Source organism: Paracoccus xiamenensis, from assembly GCF_011308835.1.
GTDB classification, from domain to species: domain Bacteria; phylum Pseudomonadota; class Alphaproteobacteria; order Rhodobacterales; family Rhodobacteraceae; genus Paracoccus; species Paracoccus xiamenensis.
The window spans coordinates 1-23,207 of sequence record NZ_JAAOHY010000013.1 but is presented as its reverse complement, the minus strand read 5'-3'; the positions used below and the strand labels follow the sequence as shown (position 1 = coordinate 23,207).

At 61.8% G+C, this 23,207-nt stretch carries 20 protein-coding genes and 2 pseudogenes; 5 read left to right on the top strand and 17 right to left on the bottom strand.

Annotation, left to right across the window (positions count from 1 at the left end; all coding sequences use genetic code 11):
* Nucleotides 1–66 precede the first annotated feature (66 nt).
* The 3 genes from G7044_RS17375 (at nucleotide 67) to G7044_RS17365 (ending at nucleotide 1,125) form a co-directional block, all read left to right on the top strand.
* Entirely contained in the window at nucleotides 67–255 is a 189-nt protein-coding gene (locus G7044_RS17375) for a DUF6900 domain-containing protein (RefSeq protein ID WP_166331209.1), read from the top strand.
* Between the two features lie 14 nt (nucleotides 256–269).
* Complete coding sequence (locus G7044_RS17370; RefSeq protein WP_166331207.1) at nucleotides 270–497, top strand: hypothetical protein; 228 nt, start codon at nucleotides 270–272, stop codon at nucleotides 495–497.
* A gap of 97 nt (nucleotides 498–594) precedes the next feature.
* Nucleotides 595–1,125: a DUF3489 domain-containing protein gene (locus tag G7044_RS17365; protein ID WP_166331205.1), complete on the top strand. Its 531-nt coding sequence runs from the start codon at nucleotides 595–597 to the stop codon at nucleotides 1,123–1,125.
* Between the two features lie 63 nt (nucleotides 1,126–1,188).
* Here the strand turns inward: G7044_RS17365 and G7044_RS17360 are convergent.
* The 13 genes and pseudogenes from G7044_RS17360 to G7044_RS17305 all read right to left on the bottom strand — a co-directional run.
* Nucleotides 1,189–1,497: pseudogene (locus G7044_RS17360) on the bottom strand (ParB/Srx family N-terminal domain-containing protein); the annotation flags it as partial.
* A gap of 334 nt (nucleotides 1,498–1,831) precedes the next feature.
* On the bottom strand, nucleotides 1,832–2,749 hold the full coding sequence (locus tag G7044_RS17355) for a restriction endonuclease (protein WP_166331203.1): 918 nt from the start codon (nucleotides 2,747–2,749) through the stop codon (nucleotides 1,832–1,834).
* Nucleotides 2,750–2,863: 114 nt separating this feature from the next.
* Nucleotides 2,864–3,577, bottom strand: a complete 714-nt coding sequence (locus tag G7044_RS17350; RefSeq protein WP_166331201.1) for a M48 family metallopeptidase — start codon at nucleotides 3,575–3,577, stop codon at nucleotides 2,864–2,866.
* Entirely contained in the window at nucleotides 3,564–6,635 is a 3,072-nt protein-coding gene (locus G7044_RS17345) for a type I restriction endonuclease subunit R (RefSeq protein ID WP_166331199.1), read from the bottom strand. The genes G7044_RS17350 and G7044_RS17345 overlap by 14 nt, the downstream gene beginning before the upstream one ends.
* Nucleotides 6,636–6,666: 31 nt before the next feature.
* The gene (locus tag G7044_RS17340; RefSeq protein ID WP_166331197.1) at nucleotides 6,667–7,932 is read right to left on the bottom strand and encodes a restriction endonuclease subunit S domain-containing protein; all 1,266 of its coding nucleotides are present in this window, start codon (nucleotides 7,930–7,932) and stop codon (nucleotides 6,667–6,669) included.
* A complete protein-coding gene (locus G7044_RS17335; protein WP_166331195.1) occupies nucleotides 7,929–10,367 on the bottom strand; it encodes a type I restriction-modification system subunit M in 2,439 nt (812 codons plus the stop codon). Before G7044_RS17335 ends, G7044_RS17340 begins: the two co-directional genes overlap by 4 nt.
* Before the next feature lie 142 nt (nucleotides 10,368–10,509).
* The gene (locus tag G7044_RS17330; protein WP_166331193.1) at nucleotides 10,510–11,193 is read right to left on the bottom strand and encodes a hypothetical protein; all 684 of its coding nucleotides are present in this window, start codon (nucleotides 11,191–11,193) and stop codon (nucleotides 10,510–10,512) included.
* Nucleotides 11,190–11,843, bottom strand: coding sequence for a DNA methyltransferase (locus G7044_RS18110; protein ID WP_235931382.1), 654 nt, complete (start codon nucleotides 11,841–11,843; stop codon nucleotides 11,190–11,192). The genes G7044_RS17330 and G7044_RS18110 overlap by 4 nt, the downstream gene beginning before the upstream one ends.
* Before the next feature lie 52 nt (nucleotides 11,844–11,895).
* Nucleotides 11,896–12,288, bottom strand: a pseudogene (locus G7044_RS18105) (DNA cytosine methyltransferase); the annotation flags it as partial.
* A 71-nt stretch (nucleotides 12,289–12,359) separates the two neighbouring features.
* Complete coding sequence (locus G7044_RS17320) at nucleotides 12,360–13,340, bottom strand: helix-turn-helix domain-containing protein (RefSeq protein ID WP_166331189.1); 981 nt, start codon at nucleotides 13,338–13,340, stop codon at nucleotides 12,360–12,362.
* Nucleotides 13,337–13,732: a VRR-NUC domain-containing protein gene (locus tag G7044_RS17315; protein WP_166331187.1), complete on the bottom strand. Its 396-nt coding sequence runs from the start codon at nucleotides 13,730–13,732 to the stop codon at nucleotides 13,337–13,339. Before G7044_RS17315 ends, G7044_RS17320 begins: the two co-directional genes overlap by 4 nt.
* On the bottom strand, nucleotides 13,729–13,977 hold the full coding sequence (locus G7044_RS17310; protein ID WP_166331185.1) for a hypothetical protein: 249 nt from the start codon (nucleotides 13,975–13,977) through the stop codon (nucleotides 13,729–13,731). The genes G7044_RS17315 and G7044_RS17310 overlap by 4 nt, the downstream gene beginning before the upstream one ends.
* Nucleotides 13,977–14,234, bottom strand: a complete 258-nt coding sequence (locus G7044_RS17305) for a helix-turn-helix transcriptional regulator (protein WP_166331183.1) — start codon at nucleotides 14,232–14,234, stop codon at nucleotides 13,977–13,979. Before G7044_RS17305 ends, G7044_RS17310 begins: the two co-directional genes overlap by 1 nt.
* 552 nt (nucleotides 14,235–14,786) lie before the next feature.
* On the opposite strand from G7044_RS17305, the gene G7044_RS17300 reads away from it, so the two are divergent.
* Entirely contained in the window at nucleotides 14,787–16,052 is a 1,266-nt protein-coding gene (locus tag G7044_RS17300) for a tyrosine-type recombinase/integrase (protein WP_166331181.1), read from the top strand.
* A gap of 24 nt (nucleotides 16,053–16,076) precedes the next feature.
* Here G7044_RS17300 and G7044_RS17295 read toward each other — a convergent pair whose 3' ends face one another.
* On the bottom strand, nucleotides 16,077–16,676 hold the full coding sequence (locus G7044_RS17295; protein WP_166331179.1) for a hypothetical protein: 600 nt from the start codon (nucleotides 16,674–16,676) through the stop codon (nucleotides 16,077–16,079).
* Nucleotides 16,677–16,909: 233 nt separating this feature from the next.
* Between G7044_RS17295 and G7044_RS17290 the strand changes: the two genes are divergently transcribed.
* A complete protein-coding gene (locus tag G7044_RS17290) occupies nucleotides 16,910–18,367 on the top strand; it encodes a hypothetical protein (RefSeq protein WP_235931381.1) in 1,458 nt (485 codons plus the stop codon).
* A 314-nt stretch (nucleotides 18,368–18,681) separates the two neighbouring features.
* Here G7044_RS17290 and G7044_RS17285 read toward each other — a convergent pair whose 3' ends face one another.
* The 3 genes from G7044_RS17285 to G7044_RS17275 form a co-directional block, all read right to left on the bottom strand.
* Entirely contained in the window at nucleotides 18,682–19,329 is a 648-nt protein-coding gene (locus G7044_RS17285; protein ID WP_207630355.1) for a hypothetical protein, read from the bottom strand.
* 1,272 nt (nucleotides 19,330–20,601) lie between these two features.
* A complete protein-coding gene (locus tag G7044_RS17280) occupies nucleotides 20,602–21,525 on the bottom strand; it encodes a hypothetical protein (RefSeq protein WP_166331177.1) in 924 nt (307 codons plus the stop codon).
* Nucleotides 21,522–22,319, bottom strand: coding sequence for a HipA family kinase (locus G7044_RS17275; RefSeq protein ID WP_166331175.1), 798 nt, complete (start codon nucleotides 22,317–22,319; stop codon nucleotides 21,522–21,524). The genes G7044_RS17280 and G7044_RS17275 overlap by 4 nt, the downstream gene beginning before the upstream one ends.
* Nucleotides 22,320–23,207 lie beyond the last annotated feature (888 nt).

Here is a 23,207-nt window from a genome sequence, read left to right as displayed (position 1 = left end):
ACGGCCGTGCATCAGAGCGATTCTGACGGTGCCAATGCGATGCAACTCACCACCGAAGGCCATATCATGACCAAACCGAACCAGCCCGCCACAGACACCCTGCTGACCGACATCGCCCAGCGCCATTTCCACAGGCTGAAGACGCTGGAGACCCTCAACCGCGACGCGCTGGATTTCCACGATGTCGCAGTCTGGGCGATCCGCAGCGCGCTAGTAGAGGCCCATGCCGCTGGCTTTGCCGCCGCCACGAAATGAACCTGAGTATCGACATGACCCGCAAGCCCGCCCGAACCAATGACGCCGCCGTTGCTGCCTTCATCGCGAAGAAAGCCGAAATCGACGCGATGCTGGCCCGGTTGCAGTCCTTCAGCGACGACCACTTCGGTGCCGACTCGGACCGGCTGAACTGGGGCGACCTCGGCAGCCTCGAGTATCAGGCCCATCTACTGAAGCAGATCATCGATTTTGCCTTTGGCGAGGGCGAACACGCTGCCTGACAGGCTGGCCCGTGCCAACCGCTGAGCCACGCCCCACGCGGGGCCCGGCTCCGTAGAAGCCGACCGCAGCCTGGGGCGGCGATACACGGAGTTAACGATGACCAAACTTACCGACACCCAGACCCTGATCCTGACCCGCGCCAGCGCCCGGCCGGGCAATCTCGCCCTGCCGCTGCCCGAGGGGCTGCGTGGCGCCGCCGCGAAGATGGCTATTGGGCGGATGATCAAGCTCGGCTTCATCGAGGAGGTCGAGGCCAATCTCCGGCGCAATGAGCCGCTCTGGCGTGAAACCGGCGATGGGTATGGCACCACGCTGATCGCCACCGAGGCCGGGCTGGACGCCATCGGCATCGATCCGGTCGTGGCCAAGACCATGGCGGCGCTGCGGGATGCCAAGCCGGAGGTCATCGCCGCTGCCCAGCGCCCCGGCACCAAACAGGCGCAGCTGATCGCCATGCTGCAAGAGCAGGAAGGCGCGACCATCGCTGAGATTGCCGAGGCGACGGGATGGCAGGCGCACTCGATTCGCGGTGCCATTTCCCGTTCGCTGAAGAAGAAACTTGGGCTGAACGTGACCTCCGAAAAACTCGCCGAAAGGGGCAGGGTCTATAAGCTGAGCTCGTCCTGACGAGGTATCGATTCATCCGACTTCCAGCAACTGATGCGCCGGAGTTCGGAGCGCCTCGTCTCAGTCACCGGGCTCGGTCAGCTTGTTGTCGGCGATCCGATAAGCCCAGCGTTCGGCCTGGTCGAGATGGCCCAGCCGGATCAACGGCACCTCGGCAAGCCCCAGTTCCGTCGCCGCCAGCACCCGGCCATGATCGGCGATCAGCTCGCCATCATCTCCGACCATGCAGCGCACGGTCCAGCCGAAGCAGGCCATGCTGGCGGCAATGCGGGCCACCTGATCCGACCCGTGCATCTTGGCGTTCCGGGCATAGGGGCGCAGGCGCTCGATCGGCCAGAACTCGATCTGGCGCGGCGCAAAGGTGAGGTCCATGGGGCAGGCTGGTCCTGTGGTTTTGGGTGGCTTCGGGCGGGCTGGATCCCGACTGGATTCCGGTGGCTTCCGCTGCGCTGGATCCCGGCCCTGGCTTCCGCGAAGTGGATTCTGGAATCCACCTTGGAATCCAGAAGGAATCCACCCTGCGGAGGCGCTTAAAGCCTTGTTTTATTGATTGAAACGGCGCTTGGGTGGCTCAGGTGGATTCCACCTGGATTCCCCGGTGAAATCGCCTGGCGCTGGCAAACTTCCGCGCTGCGCCCCCCCGAATACGATAGGGGCCGGGGAGGAACCAGAGGAGGGGGCGGGCGTCGCCCTTACGGCAAGTGTATCAACTTACCTTCTGCCGTAGCCATGTCGCTAGCCCTGCGTCCAAGACCATTCGGGCTAGTTCGTCGGGGCCGACGAGTGTGACCCGGCCGTGGTCAGGTGCTGGTCCCACATCGCCTGTGTGCCAGACAAAGAACATGCGATGCACGCCGTCCATTTCGGCCATGCGCCCCACATAGTCAGCGAGCTGAGCCGGTGTTGCCTGCGACTTGACTTGTACAAACGCTCGCTCCTGCGTTGAAGGCAACAACAACTCGATGTCGACGGTGTTCTGGACGCCTCCGGTTGCGCCCGTGCGCTTCCAGCCGCTGGACGAGAAAACAAGGTCGACCAGCAGTTCGAAATCCTGCCAGGTCAGAAGACCCATCAACCCGGAAATCGCGGCAATCATATGCATTTCTGCCTGCACCGCAGCTTCGACCTGGGGCGTCACCTCGTCCCCAAGTTTTCGGAGCAGATAATCTTCGGCATCAACCGCGCAAATCGTCCCACGAAATCCTTGCACCTTAAGAAGGCGGCCCGACAGCCGCTCATGGAACAGATCGTCGCCGCCCACGGTCTGACCGTGCCAGCCGTCCACGGTTCTGCGAAGTTTCGTCCTATCCGCGAGCAGTTCCACAGGACCGCGGGGGCGGCACCAGTACATGCGCCCAGCATGGAAGGTGATGAACAACGAGGTTTCCGGAGCGGTGTAGAAGGTGCGAGCCTGGTTCATGTCGCTGGTCAGGACCGCATCGTTACCGCCTCTATGCGCACGCCACGCTTCTCGAGCGCCGCCCCAGTCCCCGACCACGCAAAGATCGTGCGGCAGCTCGCGATACCCAAAACGGAGGACGCCCTCGCCGATAGCCTGAGCCGCCCATTCCCCTCCACGACCCAGCTTGATGTAATGCGTGCTGGTTGCCTCAAGCCTCGCCATCAGTCCGTGGCCTTTCTTGAAGTATTTCCCTCGTCTTCATCGGCCATTCTGAATTCTCGTCCTGCAGTCATGGTCTGCGACCTCACGCCAGTGCGATGAAACGGGAAGCACTCGTTACTCTGAAAGCGGAAGGGCGTTAAGGTCCGCCCGGATCTGTCGCCATCCCGGCATGTTCCGATCTAGAACGTTCAAGAACACGTCGTCGTGTCTCGGCGACACGAAATGAGCCATCTCATGCAGGATGACGTAGTCGACGGCGGCCAGAGGTTTCTTCGCCAAGTCGAGGTTCAGCCACATCAGCCCCTTTTCGGGATTGCAGCTACCCCATTTCGTCTTCATCAACCTGATGCCCCACCGCGGTATCGGTACGCTTAGCCGATCCGACCACTTGGCGATGCGGGGAGCGGCCTTTTCCCGCAGCTGCGATCGGTACCACGTCGCCATCCAGCGTACCATCTGGTCGTGCGTTGAGCCTGCTGGCACCAACATCGTCAGGCGATCTGAAGCGTCTGGCCGAATCGCACAGCGGTTCTTGCCGTTCGGCTGGACCATAAGCCGAAACGGTTTGCCGAATACAAAATGGGTCTCGCCGGAGACGTACCGGCGTTCGGGTTGTCTCGCCTGACCTTCGAACTCGCGCTGCTTCTTCTTGATCCAGCCCAGCCGGGTCACAACGGCCACTCGGACCGCATCTTCGCTGATGGCGGGAGGGGCTGCGACGCGTACGCGACCTTCAGGAGGATAGACCCCGATATGCAGGTTCTTGATCGGCTTGCGGACCAGTTCTACCGACAGGCCAGCGATCTCGATCAGTTCAGTATTCATCATGCGACCGGATGATCTCGATGATGCTGTCCACAGCGTCCTCTGTGTCGAGGAACTCCAGCAGCTTTCGCCGCAGCATCCGCTCCTTCATCTTGTTTCCGCGCCACCCCGTCTGCGCCGTGCTGCGGATCGCCTCATCAACCGACATGGTCGCGGCTTCATCCTGACCGAGATTGTCGTATAGTGCCTTGCGCCCCGGCGTGGTGATGGTCGCTGGGTATTCGCTTCCGTGCCCTGCCTTCACGGCCCTGACCAGTTCCGCGATCTTCTCGAGATACTCCGCATAGGCGATGGCGTCGTCCTTCCGCTTCTTGACGAGGTCGGTCAGCAGTTCGGACATTCGCTCGTAGAATTTCGGGTTCACCGGCGTTTCGTCGATGATCAGCCTGCGCACATTGTTCTCGATGGCTTCGGCGACGTTCTCCCGCTTCTTCTTCAGGGAACTGGGCAGCTCCCCCTCGACTGCAGCCCCCTTGCTCGCCACCAGATCGATCAGGCTGATATCGTCCAGATGCGAGATCACCTCGGACCCATCTGCCTTGATGTAGGTGTCGATCAGGTGCCGCATCGCGGGCTCGAACTGCTTCATGTCCACGGCATCGCCGCTGTGCAGGCGCACGGCATCACGCAGCGTAATCGCCCGTTCCACCTCGTTGCGGTACTGCGCCAACTGCAGGTCATTGACCCCCGAGGCTGCGGGATCATCCGCCACCGACGCAAAGGCACGGGCATAAGACCCAGCCAGCTTGTAGAGCGCCTGACGCCGCCGCGCCTTTTCCTCAGCCTGCGGATCGGTCTCCCCCCCTCCGGGGCTCGAGAAATAGGCAAGCATCTGGTCATCGCCCTTGGGTTGTTCCACGGGGTCCAGCAGCCCGAACCACGCATCGCGCGCGGTCATCAGATCTTCGCCCGCCTTTTCGGCCCGCGAGGAAATCAGCCCCTCGACATCGGTCGCATCGAAGGCGTCGAAGGCGCCTGAGGTGTAGTCCTCGACGGCTGTCTCGATGTTCTTGAACAGGTCCTTGTAGTCGACGACATAGCCATAATCCTTGTCATCCCCGTCCAGGCGGTTCACCCGGCAGATCGCCTGGAACAGCCCGTGGTCGCGCATCTGCTTGTCGATGTAGATGTAGGTCGCCGTTGGCGCGTCGAAGCCGGTCAGCAGGCGGCTGACGACGATCAGCAGCTTCATCTGCGCCGGTTCCTTGCGGAACTTCCGCAGGGCCTCGGCCTCATAGGCCTCTTCATCCGTGCCCAGATCGGTCATCAACCGGTCATAGACGCGATAGACGTACTGCTTTTCCGTCTCGCCCATCCCGGCCTCTTCGCCGGTCAGTTCCGAGGCGTTCCGTTTGTACGACGTGACGATGGCGCATTTCCCGGCAAGGTCCGAGCCGGAATTGCGGAAGATCTCGAACAGCCTACACGCCTCGGGGATCGAGCCAGCAACCAGCATGGCGTTGCCACGGCCTGCCTTCAGGCGCGGCTTCAGTTCCATGTCCATGATGATGTCGTTGGCGATTTGTTCCAGGCGGTCCTTCGAAGACAGCACGCGCTGCAACGTGCCCCAGCGCTGTTTCAGGGTCGCCTTGGCCACCGGTGTCAGGCCCTTGGTCTTGGCCTCGAACCATTCGTCGATCTTCTTGGGAGAGGCCACGCGCTGGTCGATATCGCGCGCCTCGTATCGCAGATCCAGCACGACGCCATCCTCGACCGCCTCGTTAAAACGGTAGGGCGTGCCGATATAGGGCCCGAACACCTCGAGCGACGTCTGTTTGTCCGACCGCAGAAGCGGCGTGCCGGTGAAACCGAAGAACACCGCACCCGGCAGGATCATCCGCATGGCACGGGCCAGCTTGCCCGACTGGGTCCGGTGCGCCTCGTCGATGAAGACGAAGAACTCGCCCACCGGTGCGCCGATCTGGCCGCGCTGGATATCGGCGATCATGGCACCCAACTCGTCCTCCTCCCGCCGCCCGAACTTGTGGACCAGCGAGGACACCACGCGGTCCTTGGGGTCGGCCAGTGCCGCCAGCAGGTCGGCGCCGGATTTCGCGCGGCGCACCTTGTCGCCGGTGTTGCCGAACACCGCCTCAATCTGGTCGTCCAGTTCCTTGCGATCCGTCACCACCAGGATGCGCGCATCGGGGCGGGCCTCGCGGATCCAGCGGGCCAGCATCACCATGATCAGGCTTTTACCCGAGCCTTGGGTCTGCCAGATGATCCCACCGTTTTTCGCCGCCACCGCCTCTTGCGCGGCCTTCACCGCGAAATATTGGTTCGGGCGGGCAACCTTTTTGATCCCGGCATCAAACAGGATGAAATCGTTGATCAATTCCAGAAACCGCGCTGGCGTCAGCATCTGCGACACGTCGCGGTCGAGGGGCAGGGGGATCTCGCTCTCCTCCTTCCAGGCCAGCCAATACGGCTGCGGGGTCTGGATCGCGGCATAGCGCAGGCCCTGCATGTCGTTGCCTGCAAGGGTGATCTGCACCGTCGTGAAGAAATGCCGGATGAATTCGGGCCGCTGGTTGTCCAGCGTCTGGCGGATACCCTCGCCCAGATCGACGGTGGATTTCTTCAACTCCACCACGCCCATGGCGATGCCGTTCACATACATCACCAGATCGGGGCGCTTGTTGTAGGCCTTGGGGTTCTTGGCGGTGACCGCCACCTCTTCGGCGACGCCCAGATCATTGGCGGCAGGGTTATCCCAATCAACAAAGCGCACGGTGACCGGGGCCTCGCCGGGGCCGGGGGTGACCTGCACGCCATAGCGCAGCATGTCATAGGTGGCGCGGTTCGCCTCATAGAGCTTCAGCCCGTCCATCCGGGCGGCGCGTTGCAACTCTGCGATGGCCTTGGTCGCGACATCGGGGTCATACCCTCGGGCCAGCAGCCAGGGGCGCAGGAGCGAGGGCTCGATATTGGCGTTGCCTTCGCGCTTCTGCCAGTCGCCAAGGTAGCGCCATCCAAGGTCGCCGACCGTGCCGGAGGTATCGCCGCACATCTGCGCGATCATGCGGTTTTGTGTGGCGCGTTCCGGATCGCCGATGGCCATGGAAATACCCCCTGAAATACTCGCCCCTGAGTCAGACCAGTCTGACCCGCCCTGTCAAAAGATTCTGCATCATCCCCTCCTTCACCGCCCGAGCCTTGGCGAGGCGGGATTCGAGAGTCTGGATTTCGGCGTCTAGGTCGGAGAGGACAGCGGTGATGGCTCGCTGTTCGCTGTGATCCATCGGCATCTTGAAGCTGAAGCCCAGAATCTGACTTGGCGCCAAGTTGTTGATAGCAGAGCCAGATAGGATCACGTTGAGTTGGTTGCGGTATTCGTCCGACTGAAACAAGAATGGCACATACCCATCGGCGGCGGCACCCGCCGCAGGGCGGAAGCATCCCATGAACGCCCCGAAAGTGTAAGTCGAGCCGTCGCCATCCCAGAACACGCCGGCCTTGCCGACCAACGCCCGGCTACCGTTTGCCATGCAAACAAGGACATCGCCGCGCTTCAAGCACTGAACCGGCTTAACCCGTTCTTTCCGAACGTGCTGAACATCGAAATATACAATCTCGCCATTCTGCACGTTGTTTGCTCGAAGAAGCATGATCGAGTCAGGCGTTTCCGTTTCGAAAAGGTCGGCGCTTCCGTCATAGCTGACACCTCGGAGGCAAACCCCAAGACTCCCGAGCCGCTTCACTTCCCACTCCCCCGAGAACCCCGGGAGGCGGCGGCGGGCGGTGAGGAGGTCTTGCATCGCGCCCTGCTTGATCAGGCGCTTCTTGGCGATCACCCGCTCCAACCCCGCCACCACCCCATCCGCATCCGATAAGGCGGCGGCGATGGCCTGTTGTTCGTCTGGGTCGACTGGCAGCGGAAGCTTGACGTTGGAAAGGATGCGTCCGTTCGTCAGGGCACGCGTCGTGTATGTTGCCGAGGAAACGATTTGCCCCCGAACGAACCGAGAATCGAAGCAGTACTGAGCGAACTCCGAGGTCAACCGGTCACTAACAGGACGACCGCGCAGGACGAATCCACTGAATACAGCGTCTTCGATGTCTTCAAGCAGGACCGTGGAAATCCCCACTTCCTCTGGGGTTTCAGAGGTCCGGGTGAACAGAATGTCACCCTTGCGGGCGGAGAACGCCTGTTTCTCGGCATTCGTGACGTCCACCAAGCCGTGAACATCCGTGCGCCGCAGCCCAGCATGCCGGAAGACATCCATGTAGTTCACGATGGGTGTGCCGTAGCCAAAGAATGCCCTGCCCTTGTTCAAGCCGTTCTTGAATTTCAATAGGTCACCGACCGGCGTCAGTGTCCAACCCGGGGGCAGCCTCATCTGGTCGACGTCACTCATCCCGCCACCCCCATCGCCGCCAGATGCCCGGCCACCCGCGCCTCCAGCCCCGCCAGATCCTCCATGATCTGCGGCAGGGTCTGGCCATAGCGTTCGGTCAGCACCCGCACGCGGGCGGTCAGCGTTTCCGTCCGCGCCTCGACCTCGGCCCCGATGGCGGCGCTGATGTCGGCCAGCCACTTGTCCTGCACCACAAGGGTCTGGATCTCGCCCATGGTCAGGGTGGGGTATCCCTTCAGCACCGCCTCGGTCAGTTTCGCCTCGGCCTCTTTCGCCGCCTTCTTCGCCGCGGCCTCGGCTGCGATCAGTTTGGAAGCCTGTTTCAGCAGGGACCGCTCGTCAGGCTCGGCCTCGCCCGACCTTTCGCGGGCTTTCACCGATGCGGCGGTCAGTTTGCCGGTCTCGGTCATCGCAAATTCCAGCAGCCCGCCCTCGGCCCCGTGTTCCTCGGCCAGTTCCTCGATCTCGCGGCCCAGTTCCTCGGCCTTGGCGGTGGCGTCGTCCAGCGCCTGCTTCAGGTCCGGGAAAAAGCGCGCGGTAATCAGGCGCGGGGGGATCACATCGGCGACAAGGCGCAGCTTGTTCACTGTCAGATCCCCCTCTTCCAGCCATTTCACCTTCTTGTCGTCGCCGGTTTCCTTGCGCGCCTCGCGCAATTCGCGCGCCGCCAGCCAGCCGCCGCCCGCGATGATGAAAACATCGTCCTGCATGGTGGCCGCCCAATAGGACATCAGGCGCTGATAGGCCTCATATTTGTCGACCAGCGGCGCGGGGTCAAAGCGGGTCAGCATGTCCTCGGCAATGGTATGGATCAGGTCGCGCGGGTGGTCGTCCTGCCGGATGCCGGTCAGCAGCGGGGTATTTTCCGCGATCCAGCCGTCCAGAATGCCGGTGATCTGCGCGCGGAAAGCCACGAAATCCGCATGGTTGCGGATCGTGGCGCGCACCTGATCGGGGGCGACAAGCGGATCGGCATAACCCTTGCGCGGGTTCGGCCCGAACAGCGTGGCGCGCAGAGTGGGCATGACCGCCCAGAATTCGCCCAGCGCGTCGATGTCGCGTTCAGGCACGCCACCATGCAGGTGGGCGGTGATGTCCTGCAGATCCTCTGGGTCGGAGCCGTCGATATAGCGGGGGATGTTCAGGTTGAAGTCGTTGCGCGTGATCTCGTCGAAGGGCACGAGGCGGGAATAGCCGGGGATCGTCTGGGCCTTGGTGAAGGCGTCGATGATCTTGTGGATGTCGCGCTCGCGCAGGCGGTTCTTGTTGCCGTCCTTGATGAAGCCCCGGGAGGCGTCGATCATGAAGACGGGGCGGTCGGCGCGGGCCTCGGATTTGTCGAGCACGATGATCGAGGCGGGGATGCCGGTGCCATAGAACAGGTTTGCGGGCAGGCCGATGATACCCTTGACGTAGCCGCGCTTGAGGATTTTTTCACGCAGCCGTGCTTCGGCATTGCCGCGGAACAGGACGCCGTGGGGCAGGATGACCGCGCCCGACCCGGTGGCCTTCATCGAGGCGAGGATGTGCAGCAGGAAGGCGAAATCGCCGTTCTTGGCGGGCGGCTCGCCATCGTCAAAGCGGCCGTATTTCGTATCCTCGGTCAGGCCCGACGCCCACGCCTTGGCCGAAAAGGGAGGGTTGGCGACGACAAAATCGAAGGTTTGGAGGTGCTGTGCGTCGGTCAGAAAATGCGGTTCGGCAATGACGTCGCCCTGCGCGATCTCGGCGGTTTCGCGATTATGCATGATCATGTTCATGCGGGCGAGGCCGCGGGTGGCGATGTCCATCTCCTGCCCGAAAATGGTGATCGGCACACGGGCGGTCTCGGCGGCTTTCAGCAGCAGCGAACCCGAGCCGCAGGTCGGGTCGTAGACCGTCTGCCGCGGGCTGGTGGCGCGGCTGACGCCCGCCACGGAGGCGACGACCCGCGACACCTCGGCCGGGGTATAGAACTGCCCCTTGGACTTGCCTGCCTCGGTCGCGAAATTCCGCATCAGGTATTCGTAGGCGTCCCCGAGGATATCGTCGCCATCGGCGCGGTTCTTCGAGAAGTTCAATTCTTCACGGCTGAAGATGTTGATAAGCGCGGTCAGTGTGTTGATCATCTTCTGGCCGCGACCGAATTTTTCGGGGTCGTTGAAGAAGGCCCTGTCGATCACTCCGCTGAGCTCGTTTTCTTCGGCGATGCGAGCGATGATTGTATCTATCCCTTCGCCGATGTTCTTTGACCCGCGCAGGGCTTTCATGTCGGCGAACGAGGCACCGGGCGGCACCTCGATCAGCGCGTCGGGCTGGCCAGCGCGGTCAGACACGTATTTCACGAAGAGCAGGGTGAGGATGTAATCCTTGTAGAGCGACGCATCCATGCCACCCCGGAGCTGGTCGCAGCTCTCCCAAAGGGATCGGTAGATGTCGCTTTTCTTGATAGCCATTGGCCACTGCCCTCGATTTTATTCTGGTTTGCAGATTGATACGGGTTTGTCTTCGGAAATGACAGCCGGAGCGGCGTCATGACAGCATCATCTGTGCGCTGATATGATGAGGGATTGAAGAGCGAAGAATTCATCGAGTAGATCATGTCGACGGTTGCGTCACTCGCTGATGCGTTTCCCACGGCCTCCTCCTCGGCATCACCTCCGTCACCTCGACCTCCCGCAACATCCCGCCCGCGATCAGCCCGTCGCGGATCCAGCCCAGCGCCTGCCACCAGTCGTCATAGGCGCGGTGCGCGGCTTCGATCTGGCGGGGATGGGGCGAGAAGGTGACCGGGCAGGCCAGGATATCGACCGTGCACCACTTGCCGCGTGACAGCACGCGCGTCGTGCCGACGACCGTGGTTGCGGCGCGCTCCCCATGCTGGTTGCGCTTGACCTCGACCGGGACGCAGCGCGGGATGGCGCCCGGCATCCAGTCCGGCGTCAGCCCGGCGCGGGCCAGTTCGGCGACGCGGATCGCCATGCGCCTCCCGCCAATACTGTCGGGCATGCCGGCGACACAGGCGGCGATCACCTCTGCATCCTCGTGGGTGTAGCTGCCGATCTTGTGCTGTCCGCCATCGATCCGGCAGCCCAGCGCCGCGCGCTGCAGCAGGACATGTTCCAACCCATAGCCGTAGCCTTCGCCGGTCTGGTCCTCCGGCACAGGCAGGTCCAGCTGCGCCTTCTCGATCCGGAACGCCCATTCCAGTGCCGCCTGCACGCCCAGCGCGCGTTTCACCCGTCCGCCGCCCGTGCGGCCGATCCGTCCCTGAATACTCATGGCTGCAATCCTTCAAACAGGAGCATCTGCGCCGGGCGCTGGGCGTCCTCCGCCGGTCGCCAGATCCACGGGCCCGAGGCCATGGGCAGCCGCGAGAGCGCGCCACGCATGTGCCGCTGCCAGCGGATGAACTCCGTTGCCGAGCAGGCGCAGAGCGCGTGCCCGATGGGCCAGCCCATCAGCCATCCGACGAAGAGCGGGTTCAGCCGCCGCCGCGACCGGGCCTTCAGGATCCGCCGACATGCGACGCGCCCATGCGAGGCAGTCATGAAAGCCCAGAGCGGGCGCGAGATCGGGGCGTGCGGCGAGGATGGAAGCCCAGGCGGCATGATCGGCGGGGCCGGGCGGGTGAAGCCCTGCTCCGCCCGATAATGCAGGATATCCATCCGGCTCTTGCCATCCGCCCGGGTGATGCTGGCCGCGCTGGATCCCTTCCAGTTCTGCGCGGCCGGGGTCGGCCATTGCGCAGCCTGCGCGGGCAGGGGCGGGGTCCCGCCCGAGCCATAGCTCTGCCCCGGTCCGCCCTTCGCGCCATCCCTGGCCTTCGGCGTCGACCAGCTGGCGATGCCCAGCGCCAGCGCCTCGGCCTTGCGGGTGAAGTCGCTGTTGCCCGCCGGGTTGTAGCTGCCGGTGCCGGGATGCAGGCTCATCGGTGTGGGCCAGGATGAAGATCCGCAGCCGCTGGTGCGGCGCACCGACTTCTGCCGCGCTGAAGAGACCCGCCGCAGGCGTGTAACCCATGCCCCAAAGCTCTCGGAGGACGGTTTCCAGCCCGAGGGTGACGTGTCCGGCGACATTTTCGAGAAAGACCCATTCCGGTCGGCATTCGGCGATGACACGGGCGACCTCGGGCCAGAGATGGCGGGGATCGGCCGCACCGCCACGCTTTCCGGCGGCGCTGAAGGGCTGGCAGGGATATCCGGCCAGCACGATGTCGAAGGCACCAAGGAAGGGGCTGGCATCGAAGCTGCGCAGATCGTCCCAGATCGGCGCCGGGGCGAAATACCGCGCAGATTGCGCGGCGATGAGGACGGCACGGGGCCAGTCCTCCCATTCGACGAAGGCGCGGGTATGATATCCGGGCTCGGCGAGCATGAGGCCCATATCCAGACCTCCGCCGCCTGCGCAGAGGCTGAGGCCGTGCCGGGGACGTGACACCAGACCATTCACAGCACCCCTCGTTCGCGCAGGCGCTGGGTCGTCACCAGCCCTCTCTCAAGCATGGCATTGCGCACTGTGTTGGAGATGGCGTTCGAGGGCAGGTAGCCGTCCCCGTTCACCATCCCGGCATAAAACCCCGCGATTTCGTCGAGACTTGCCCGAGGGGCGTCGGCGGGCTTGGATTTGCGCTTCCGGCGTTGGTCGTCGGTGCTGCGGCTGGCCTTCCTGCCCAGATCCGCCGATGGCGACCTCGCCGCCCGCTCCATGAACCGGTCCAGCGCCCTCGGCCCGTCCGGCGGTTCGGGATGGGTTTCCCGGCTGTCCCGGGCCACCGCGACGATGCGATCCCCGGTCAGCCCGAGATCGGTGATCCAGCGCCGGACATGTTCACGGGCGGGCCAGCCCTGCCACCAGCACGGAAGGGCGGCCTCAAGGTCCAGGCCCAGCGCGTCGAGCAGCTCGCCGAAAAATTCTTCAAATCGATCCTCGCGCGCCCGCGCGTCCTCCTCCTCCTTTACTGGTTCCCTTAAAGGTTCCCTTACAGGGTTAGTCTCCGGATTCCGGAGATGGCTTTCGGCAAAATCCGGAGATGGCTTTGCCGAAAATCCGGAGATGGACCCATGTCCGGTATCCGGAGTTGGATCGCCGTTCGGTTCGTCCTCGGGCCCCTCGTCGCCATCTCCGGTTTCCGGAGACGGGTCTTGCGGAAAGCCCGGCTCGAAGCCCAGGATATAGCGGGTGGCCTGGCGCTTGTGGGTGCGCGGATCATGCGTGCGGACCCGGTGGATCAGGCGCCGTTCCTCGAGCTTGATCAGGTGTTCGTTCAGCGCCGAAACCGACATCTCGGCGTCTTCGGCCAATCGAACCTGCGTCGGAAAGCAGCCGAAATCAGGATTGTGACGGTCGCAGAGATGCCAGAGCACGATCTTGGTGGCGGGCTTCAGCCCGCGCTGCTGGATGGCCCAGTTGGTTGCGGCGTGGCTCATGGCGCGACCCTCCGGGCCGGGGCCGCAATGCGGCTGGAAAACCCGTGATCGGCCAGCGCTGTCAGCGCGTCGTCCAGCGACCGGACCAGCGCCCAGCCGAAACCTTGCGTCCGCACGGCATCGCGAAAGGCTTCCTGCGTCGGGCGCAACTGGCCCTTCGGGGATTTGAGTTCCAGAAACAGCACGCGGCCGTCGCAGAGGATCATAAGGTCAGCGAATCCGGCATGGACGCCCATGCCCACGAGGATCGCCTGGCGTTTCGCGCCGCGCGGTCCGGGCTCAGAAACCTCATTGACGCAGTGATGGACGATGGCGGTGCGGGGCAGGATCTGGCGCAAGGCGCGCACGACGGCGCGCTGCAGATCGGCTTCGGGGGTGCAACGGCGCTTCATCGCTGCACCCCGCGATCTTCGTGATCGCCATCGTTGCGCCTGGCGCGGACGGGCCGTCGGGCATCGACGATCAGCCGCAGCAGTCGAGCCTCTTCGCGTTCTTCGGCCGTTTCGCCATGCCTAGCCAACACCTCGCAGGCGATGCCGACCAGCCGGTCGCTGTGATGGGCGGCATCGGCGATGACCGCCCTTGCCTCGGCCACACGGTCGGCGGGCCAGTCGGGCGCATGGATCAGGTCCGACATCAGCGGCGGCCTCCGGCGCGGCGGCGGCGCGGGGCGGCCTGTTCCTGCTCTTCCAGCCAGTCCTCGACCGCCGCGCGGCGGTAATAGACCTTTCGCCCGGCACGCACGCAGGGCGGTCCCACGCGCTGCGCCTCCCAGCGGCGCAGGGTGTCGACCGAGAGGCCGAGTTCGGTGGCGAGGTCGAGGCGGCTGATCCAGCCGCTCATCAGAGTGCGGGGTTTTGCGGTCGGTTCCGGCATCGATCCGAGATGCGGCATCGGGGTCTCCATCCTTGCTGTGGAGCCGATTGAGCGCAGAACCCGAGGGGTGGCGGCGAGGCGGAGGGTGGCACAAAGATCGCCACAGGCGCGCCACCCCATGTTTTGCCGGCTTTGGGGCGTGTTGGGAGATAGAAGGGGCAGGGTGGCGGAGAGCGGTGATCACGGTCGGATTGACGCCAAAGCGACACACAGGTGCGAACAGCGGGAAATGTCGGCATTGACCGGCATTGGCGGGTAAAGAGGGGGTGGCAACCGGCACGGCACCGCGCCACCCATTGATATCACTCGAGATTTGCAAAATCGGGGCGGCGAGACCCGAGAAAACTCCCGCTCTTGATGGCGAATCCGGTGATGCGGCAGGGCAGGCGATGATGCGGCGCACCGCCACCGGCGCGCCCAGCGCCCGAAATTCCCAGCAAATCATGGGGTGGCGCGAAGATGGCGACGTTTATGCCACTCTCCGCCTCGCCGCCGCCCGCGTTCCCATGCTTGGCTTGATAGAGCCGCGGAACCACGCCTCATGTCGGATGCAATAAGGACCAAAAGACCATGCCCGAACGCATCAAGCTGACCGAGAAGATCCTGCGCGAGGCCGAGCCGGTGCCGGGGCGGGATTACCAGATCTTCGACAGCGAAATGCGCGGCTTTGCCGTCTGCATCTATCGCGGCGGCGGGCGGGCCTTCACGCTGGATTACCGCCATGCCGGGCGCCAGCGCCGGATGACCTTTGGGCGCTGGCCCGATTGGTCGGTCTCGGCGGCGCGGGAGCGGGCCCGGGAACTGCGGCGCGAGATCGATGCCGGGGCCGACCCGCTGGCCCTGCGCGAGGAGAAGCGCGCGGCGCCCCGCGTCGACGATCTGATCGAACGCTATTGCGCCGAGCATCTGCCGAAACTCTCGGAACGAAGTCAGGCCGACCAGCGCTCGGTCATGGCGAAACTGGTCGCCCCGGTCTGGGGACGCAAACTGGTCTCCGAGATCACCCAGAGCGACGTGGACAGGCTGCTGACCCAGATCGCCGAGGGCCGGGCCCGGCCGCATAAGGCGAAGCCGAACAACCGGGCAAGGAAGCTGCAGGGGCCGAAGCCGACACCGGTCCGCGCCAACCGTGTCGGAGAGATCCTGCGAAAGATGTTCACGCTGGCGGTGCAATGGGGCTGGCGCGAGGACAATCCGGCGCAGCGCTTTCATCGCCGCATGGAAACACCGCGCGAGCGCTTCCTGTCCAAGGAAGAAATCGCCAAACTGGCAGCCGCGCTGGACGCCGCCGAAGACCGGCGCGCGGCCGACATCATCCGGCTCTGCATGCTGACCGGGGCTCGCCTCGGCGAGGTGCGGCAATCCCGCTTCGAGCAGTTCAATCTCGAACAGATGAGCTGGTCGAAACCGCCCGCGATGACCAAACAGCGCCGCGCGCACCGTGTGCCGATTTCCGACGAGACCGCCGCCATTGTCCGACAGCGGCTGATGCTGGTGCCGAAGGGGGTGCCATGGCTGTTCCCCGGCGACACGCCCGGCCAGCCGGTTCAGGAAGTGCGCCGGTTCTGGGCGCGGGTGCATAAGGAATGCGGGCTGGAGGACGTCCGCATTCACGATCTGCGCCACACCTTCGCCTCGCTTCTGGTCAGCGGCGGCGCCTCGCTGGAGATGATCGGCAAGTTGCTCGGCCACAGTCAGATGCAGACCACGCTGCGCTATGCCCATCTGATGGATTCGCCGCTCCGCGCCGGGGTCGATGCCGTGGCCAGTGCATTCCGGCCGAGGCCCCGGCTGGTGCATGATGCCGATGAGGCATCAGACCGCCGGTCCGCATGACGGGCCCGGCGCCGACCTCGCCCATCACGCTTCTTCGCGCCGAAGGGCTTTCCAGACCGGCGTGATCCGCCGCCGGATGGTGCGGCTGTCGGGAACCCTGTCGCCGTTCGACCGGTCCGCGAACCAGTCCTGCATCTCGGCGATCAGCTCGGCTTGTGTCACCGGCAGGCCTTGATCGTGAATCCGCGTGATCAGGGCGATGTTCATCCCGTCCCAGTCATAGGGCGTTGTTGCACCCGATCCGGATGCGACCCTGCGCACCATGTCATTCTCGTCTTCGAAGGCGTGCACTTCTTCGGCCAGGATCAGCATATCGGCAATAGTGACTGAGACCCCGCCCGCCGGATCGGTGATCAGGAGCCAGTCCTCCCGGTCGATGCGTTGAATGCGGCGCATGACACCTTCCGTGGGACCGGTGCCGCATCGGCGGAAAAGGGGCAATAGCTCCATTGGCGACAAAACCACCTTGCCCGCCACGGTCTCGCTATCGCAATGCACCACCGCGATACCCGTCACGATCCGGAATCGCCCCGCATCCGCCCAGCCCGCGATGTCGGCGATATTGCAGCCCCAGCGGGCAGTGACTTCATGCAGGGTGTAATGCGTGCGCGGCGGCAGGGCCATGGTCTTATCCTCTCCGTTACTGCAGAGGATCTCCGTCGCTCAAACCCGGTGCATCCCGCGTCCGAAGGTGCGGGGGGAGTGGAATTGGCGGCATTGAGGGCAGGGCGCTTCCTTGCGCCCGATCTCCTGTCCCTGAGCTATATTCCGATGAGGTTGCTATGCTTGCGGTTGAGCTTGATTCTCCTCTTGCGCGTGGTTGTGCACTGTCCGACCGGCGGGAACAAGTCAAGAACATGCGTTGCCGTGCAGACACGTGGAAGCTGCCGCGACGTCGTTGGGAGGTGGCATTGGCTGTGGCGTCGGATGCCTCGACCGGGTTAGAAGCGGGGCAGTCACAGGCGGAGGAAATCATGGCCGAGCGCAACAATATTTCCGATCTGCTGGCCTTCATCAGCCGGGAGGACGACTGGCGGGACCGGCTGCAGGAGGTCGTTGCCGAGCATCTGATGCCGGCGCTGGAGGAATTCGAGATCGGCCATGACGGGCTGGTCGATCTTCTGGGCGAGCAATGGTCGGGCGTACTCTGGGGTTGCGGCTTCGAGGACTTCCTGTCCTGCCGCTATGAGGACGGCAATATCGTCGATCTCTACCTGAAGCGCCGGGGCTGGAAGGAAACGGCGCTGAACCGGGACTATTTCGCGGCGCTGCGCGACACGCCGGTCAGCCTCTACGAGGTCAGCGATGTCCAACCCGGCACATCGATGGCGCTACGCGATCTGCTGACAGATGCCGATCCGGTCACCGTGCGCGAAAAATCCGCCAGCCGCACGCTGAAGCAATGGGATCGGATTGCGGTGCGGGTGGTGGCCGAGCGCGATCACCATGTCATCTCGGGCGCGCTGCTGCCCTTCCGGGCCGAGTCGACGGAGTTCCTGTACGAGGGGCTGCGCGATGCCCTGAAGCTGAAGAAGCGCGATGCGTTGCGGCTGAGCCGTGAACAGCTGCTGGGCTGCGCGCCGATCTTCACCGCCGCCTGGCTGTTCACCGAACTCGACCGCGCGCTCAGCCCGGCGGAGATCCAGCTCAGCAATTCCGATGGTGACGATGTGCAGTTCCATGATCTGCGCTTTCCGCTGGCCAGCGGCGTGACGCAGAAGGCGGTCGCGGAGCGGCTGGATCGGGTGAAGGGCTTTGAACCGGAGGGAGCGAAGTTCTGGAACTGGCTATCGGCGCGCAAGGGCCGAGCCAGAAAATCCGGTGGCGGGTTAATGCTGGACACGCAAATGGACGGCGCCACGGTGCTGGGCACGCTGGAGCTGAAGGGCAAGGCGCTGCTGGTGAATGTGAATTCGGCCACGCGTGCGGCCATGATCGAGGCGCTGGTAGCGGAAGCCTGCGGAGATCTGCTGAAGCGCCCGCTGACCTCGATCCGGACGGTGGAGCAGATGGGCAATGAACATCGCGGCCTCGAGCCGCAGGCAGGTGCCGACGAGATCCCGCCCGAAGTCGCCCAGCAACTGATGCAGGAGCATCTGGACCGCCATTACCGCGAGACCCTGGACGCGCGGATCCCCGCCCTCGGCGGCAAAACCCCTCGCGCGGCGGTCCGCACGGCGGCGGGGCGGAAGAAGGTGGTCGAATGGCTGAAATACCTGGAGAACGGCAGTGCCCGCCACGACGACGGCCCGATTGCGGAATACGATTTTGGCTGGATGTGGAAGGAACTGGGGCTGCAGGATCTGCGGAAGTGACCATTGAGGGGGACGCTGTGCGAGAAATGGTCTGCACTTGATGGGCGTTCACGCCGAACCGGCCGTTCGTGATCTGAGCGGCGAACGACTGGATAGAGCCAAAGCGGACATTCGTGCCGGCTGCAGCGTATGCAGGTGCAGCGTGAGCGGTCGGCCCATACCAGTCATTGATCGACACTTGCGCTTGCCGCAGTGCAGCCCGTCGAAGCCGCCATTCGCTGCAGGCGCAAAATCTGGGGGAGTCCGAACTCACACATCGCGGACGAAGCGGGCGTTCGCTGCGGCTACACGACTGATGGCTTTCAGTAGCGAGCCTAACGCCAATCTGGGTATGGAACGCGATGATTAACTTCGGTTAGGAATTTCATATAGCCGTGAACAGAATCTCTAAACTCAGTTACGGTGCCCAGCTCACGATCCTTGTAGGCGTGAAGCGCATTTCGACGGCTTTGCACAAGTTGAAACATTTCTGGATGTGCTGCTTCGAAGAGATTTTTTTGAACAACAAATTTACGTAGGACATCGAGAGTAAGCCCGTCAGGCTCCTTGTGGGTCATCTTCTTGAAGTCGTAAGCGCTCGCCTTCTTGAGCGCTTCAATGTCCTTCTGAAAATCCAAATAGTAGACTGAAATGAAGAACTTCAGCGTCCCTTCGAGTAGCGCCCCCAGATTAGCCCATGCCAAGATCAATTCCCCGTCGGTCATTGGGTCCCGATCGATCCACAAATGAAGCGTTCTTGAGAGTGAAACCTGTCGATCTAAGCGTGATTTTGATAGCAAGTTCGCCGCATCATCGGGTGCCCAGCCATGAGCGGAAGCCCAAAAATCGGTCATCTTGGCATTCAGAGATATAATATCTTCGACTACTCCAGCATTAATTTTCGATACCGCTTCGGCACCATAATTTCTCATCTTACGATGACCTCCCTTACCGCCCCGCAGCGCCTGTAAATCACGTTTCACCCCTCAATACAGCCATTCAATCGCCGCGCAGCATTCGTCACTTTGGGCTCGAAGCCGCCATGCGGCGGCGCGGCGACCAGGACCACAACCTTGGTCGAGGTGTCTGTCGCTTCCGGCCGAGGCTGTGTAAATACTCCAAATTCGACAATCTGCGGAGAACACTTTTCTCTTAACTCCGCCTAAGGCAGCAAGCATTAGAAGAAAATCTCGCTCCCATGCCTGTGTGAGAACGTCGTTCCGGGGTCATCCGCACATGGTCGAGTTTTCACACAGCCTCGGCCCAAAGCGGACGTTGCCAGAAAACTACGTTGCTGCGACGCGGCTAGAGGTAGCCGACCTTCGCGGATGCCTTTCGGGAGGACGAAGGGGTTTCGAAGTAAGCATTGTGACGATTAACTCTCTGAGGCGGCGCGGTCTTACTTGGGAAACGATTTCTTCACTTCATTCAGGAAGGTCCGTACAGCTTTCCGATATCGAAAGAGCATGGGCGTTCCGATTTGAAGTCGATCACCAGGTTTCGGTGGTGGGCTCACAAACCCGGCGACTATATTGATAGACCGTTCACTCCATCGGCCGCCCGAGTGACAAAGCACGTTCCGAACGGCAATCATCTCCAGACATGCATCTCGGGACCATTTGTATTCGGGCTTCACGTATTTATAAAGCTTCTCTACCTTGCTTTGCGGGTAATCTCCGGCACCCACTGATAACTTCAATAACGCCTCATTCATCATTTCATCAAATATGACTACGAGATCCTGCAATAGCATCTTGACAGTGTTCTGAGCGTTTGACTTGAAGTGAGCTGTAGGATCCCTTCGAAAGGTAATCACGGAATTCCCAAATTCCTCTTTTAGGAGTGGCGACGAAAACGAACAAACGGGATCGACCCAAGTGCCACAAGCATGCACAGTTGCGTTCAAGCTACCCTTCATCGAAAAACGATCATTCCGTGCCTGTTCGAGGGCATACAGAATGGTGTATAGTGTTGAAGTCCAAGAGTTAACTCTTTCCCAATCCAAAGACTTTCTCCTGCGATTGCTTAATCAATTCAAAATTACCACCATGTGGCTCTTAGCAACTGGTTGTAACGCGAAAGGCAAACCCGTGACAGGTCACTTAGTGCAAGGGTAATTGACAGAGATTGGTGGCGCCGCAGCACCCGCTTTCGGGTCGAGGGACAGTATCCCCGAGGTCGGCCCATTGGAGACATTCACCGGGTCGGCTATCGCCGCAGTGCGGCTCCGAAGGATCGCCTTTAACTGATTGTCTCTAAGCCGCCTCAGCCTTGAGAACATGATCTCCGATCTGCTGGTATGTCTCAAGTGGGCGCAAACGCAGTTGCTTCTCGTCCGCCTGCTCTTCTAATTCTTTCAAGGCCTCATCCAGACGATTTTGCTGCTTGTCTGACACTTGGGGATCATCTTTCGCAGGCCGTTGCAGGATCATTTCGTAGTTCCGAGCGGCCATGCTGCCCTTGTCGCGAACCTGAACTGTATTCAAATCCCAAAGGCGCAATTTTACCAATTCAAATGACCGTGGGAGAGACGCGGCTTTGAGCGTTCCAAAATTGGCGACCAATCGCGAGCCTGAGAAATCGATTACCGGTTCTTGATTGTTCCTTTTCGCGCGCCGCTGTCTATTTTCGCGAAGGTCGGCACTAAAGAAATCTGCGAAGCCGACCCTTTTGCTCTTAACATAGTCGCAAACGAGGAAAGGAAGCCGGTCACCGGAGCCTTCTGTCTCGGCGGCAACTTCCACGAGTTCCCTTGCACGGGAGTTCTGTGCCATACCGGATTGGTAGAGCGATGAAAGCGCAGCCATCCAGCTTTGAGCAATCCCTTCAAGACTGTTGCCCTCGGCCTCCCGCGTGTCGCCGAACGCAATTCCTGACACCGCGGGGTCTGGTTCGCCAATCGCCCGGCCTGCGCGCTTGACCAAGTCCTCTTGAAGGTACTCACCCGCGATCTGGATCGCGCTTATCGCTCCGCGTGCATTGGCACCGTAGAAGCAGGTCAGGCGGTCCAGTTGGTTGGCCCATTCGAGGTGGAAGCCCTGGTCATTGAAGGCAGCCACGCCCACGACGAACCTCTCGTATGAACCAGAAATCGGCTCAAAGAACACAGGTGCCCAATGCGCTCGAACTCCGTCGCGCAACTGGGGAAACATGTTCGTATCTAGCGAAATTTCCATCATACCATCTGCGGCACACCTAGTGCCTTGCTTGCGTCAAGCGGCACTCTAGCCGTTCTTTTCTCAAGAAACTGTTTCACCGCGTCTACGTGTTGTAGCGGCAACAGATCCGCAATGCGACTGTTTTCCGAGGTCTTGGTCGCATCGAACCCGGCGATTTTCGTACCGAATTTTCGAACTTCCGATGCCCGCTTCTTCTTCTGATCGAAGGGCAGACACCCCGTCAGCCACTCACTCAAGCGGTTGCGATACTCGCTGTCTGGATCGAGCTGACCAACTTGCCAATCAGGGCCTGTGAAGCAGTGGCCGTGGTCGATAAGCCAAAATTCGCTGTTACCGCCGAACAGCAGGTTTCCGGCGTGCCGGTCTACGTTTGCGATCCAAGTATCGTATGCATACAGATGCCCCAGATCACCCCACTGTGTGATCTCAGCCAGCAGCGCCTGTCTCCCGGCGGCGTCCGACCCCTGCCATCGGTAAGTGACATTAGGGACCTTCACATCTACGCTAACGAAAACTAGGCGCGAGCCGTCTGCTGTGTTCGGCGCTTTGCTCACACTAAGAACCCCTGGGCGAGCGAGTCCCAAGTATCCGTCCGGAATCGGCAGCCCCACTTCACGTGCAAGGCAATGAGCAACTAATTCATTGCAGAGTTGCACAATGTTTAGGTCTTTAATCACCGCTTGTTTAACTTCGCCGTCTGACGTTAGCACCTGCCCGCGAAAGGTATCGTTGACATTATTCTCTTTGAAGCCCGTGGCGCCGACCAGAACAGTTGCGAGTTGAATTTCGGACATTAAATTTCCTAAGGAACCGCGAATACACCCGGCACCATTGATACACACGCAAAACGAGCGTGTGCAAGCACTGAGGGGCAAGCAATCCAGTCAAGAGAACGGGTGCCCGAGCCAATGTCTTGCGCCGCCTCAATTGACGGCTTCCAGAACCTTATCCTGCGGATGGCTAGCAACCGACTGTCCGTACTTTCGGTTCGTGGTGTTGCTTATTGCAGGTGCAGCGAAAGACGGCTCTCCGTCCTTCTGAGTGACCTGTGCAACAGCAAAGGGAAGGAGGCTGCAGGTGCAGCGAATGGCCGGAAGGTCCGCTTCTTACCAGTTCGTGTGCTGCGCAACGAAGGTCTCCACCTGACCCGCAGCTGCCGGCACTCCCCGCGTGTTTCGTGCTGGTCTCCGATCATGAACTGCAACGCAGGAAAACGGCCTACATCAACGCCACATCAACCTGCGACTGCGGGATTCGCACCTGTTTTGCGTGCGAATCCGCGCCAATGCTGCTTGGTGCCGGGAAGGAAATTCGGTCAAATCAAAGGCTTGCGCCGTAAACAACTGATATTGCTAACTTATTGAAATTTCGGGGCTATGGGCTCATAACCTGAAGGTCGTAGGTTCAAATCCTACCCCCGCAACCAAAATTCCGAAAATATCAGCGCGTTACGCCAATCTCGGCCGTGTGGTATTATAATACCGAACTCACGACTCAACACCTACTCAACAAAAACAGGCTGCGTGGGAAAGTCGTAGAGAAACCGAGAGGTGGTTCGGGGTGACCTGCTCCCCTGAAGTGTCCTCGATTTACGGTTAGCCTGTTCTCCAATTGAGGAGACAGACGATGAAGAGAAGCCGTTTCAGCGAAGAGCAGATCATTGGCATTCTGAAGGAGCATCA

What these genes read in the sequence shown, in the direction of transcription:
- G7044_RS17350 (WP_166331201.1), bottom strand. Translation starts at nt 3,577, where the DNA reads ATGATGAATACTGAACTGATCGAGATCGCTGGCCTGTCGGTAGAACTG.
- G7044_RS17305 (WP_166331183.1), bottom strand. Translation starts at nt 14,234, where the DNA reads ATGCCGCATCTCGGATCGATGCCGGAACCGACCGCAAAACCCCGCACT.
- G7044_RS17365 (WP_166331205.1), top strand. Translation starts at nt 595, where the DNA reads ATGACCAAACTTACCGACACCCAGACCCTGATCCTGACCCGCGCCAGC.
- G7044_RS17275 (WP_166331175.1), bottom strand. Translation starts at nt 22,319, where the DNA reads ATGTCCGAAATTCAACTCGCAACTGTTCTGGTCGGCGCCACGGGCTTC.
- G7044_RS17280 (WP_166331177.1), bottom strand. Translation starts at nt 21,525, where the DNA reads ATGATGGAAATTTCGCTAGATACGAACATGTTTCCCCAGTTGCGCGAC.
- G7044_RS17295 (WP_166331179.1), bottom strand. Translation starts at nt 16,676, where the DNA reads ATGGCCCTGCCGCCGCGCACGCATTACACCCTGCATGAAGTCACTGCC.
- G7044_RS17355 (WP_166331203.1), bottom strand. Translation starts at nt 2,749, where the DNA reads ATGGCGAGGCTTGAGGCAACCAGCACGCATTACATCAAGCTGGGTCGT.
- G7044_RS17330 (WP_166331193.1), bottom strand. Translation starts at nt 11,193, where the DNA reads ATGAGTATTCAGGGACGGATCGGCCGCACGGGCGGCGGACGGGTGAAA.
- G7044_RS17340 (WP_166331197.1), bottom strand. Translation starts at nt 7,932, where the DNA reads ATGAGTGACGTCGACCAGATGAGGCTGCCCCCGGGTTGGACACTGACG.
- G7044_RS17375 (WP_166331209.1), top strand. Translation starts at nt 67, where the DNA reads ATGACCAAACCGAACCAGCCCGCCACAGACACCCTGCTGACCGACATC.
- G7044_RS17290 (WP_235931381.1), top strand. Translation starts at nt 16,910, where the DNA reads ATGCGTTGCCGTGCAGACACGTGGAAGCTGCCGCGACGTCGTTGGGAG.
- G7044_RS17370 (WP_166331207.1), top strand. Translation starts at nt 270, where the DNA reads ATGACCCGCAAGCCCGCCCGAACCAATGACGCCGCCGTTGCTGCCTTC.
- G7044_RS17310 (WP_166331185.1), bottom strand. Translation starts at nt 13,977, where the DNA reads ATGTCGGACCTGATCCATGCGCCCGACTGGCCCGCCGACCGTGTGGCC.
- G7044_RS17320 (WP_166331189.1), bottom strand. Translation starts at nt 13,340, where the DNA reads ATGAGCCACGCCGCAACCAACTGGGCCATCCAGCAGCGCGGGCTGAAG.
- G7044_RS17335 (WP_166331195.1), bottom strand. Translation starts at nt 10,367, where the DNA reads ATGGCTATCAAGAAAAGCGACATCTACCGATCCCTTTGGGAGAGCTGC.
- G7044_RS17300 (WP_166331181.1), top strand. Translation starts at nt 14,787, where the DNA reads ATGCCCGAACGCATCAAGCTGACCGAGAAGATCCTGCGCGAGGCCGAG.
- G7044_RS17345 (WP_166331199.1), bottom strand. Translation starts at nt 6,635, where the DNA reads ATGGCCATCGGCGATCCGGAACGCGCCACACAAAACCGCATGATCGCG.
- G7044_RS18110 (WP_235931382.1), bottom strand. Translation starts at nt 11,843, where the DNA reads ATGAGCCTGCATCCCGGCACCGGCAGCTACAACCCGGCGGGCAACAGC.
- G7044_RS17315 (WP_166331187.1), bottom strand. Translation starts at nt 13,732, where the DNA reads ATGAAGCGCCGTTGCACCCCCGAAGCCGATCTGCAGCGCGCCGTCGTG.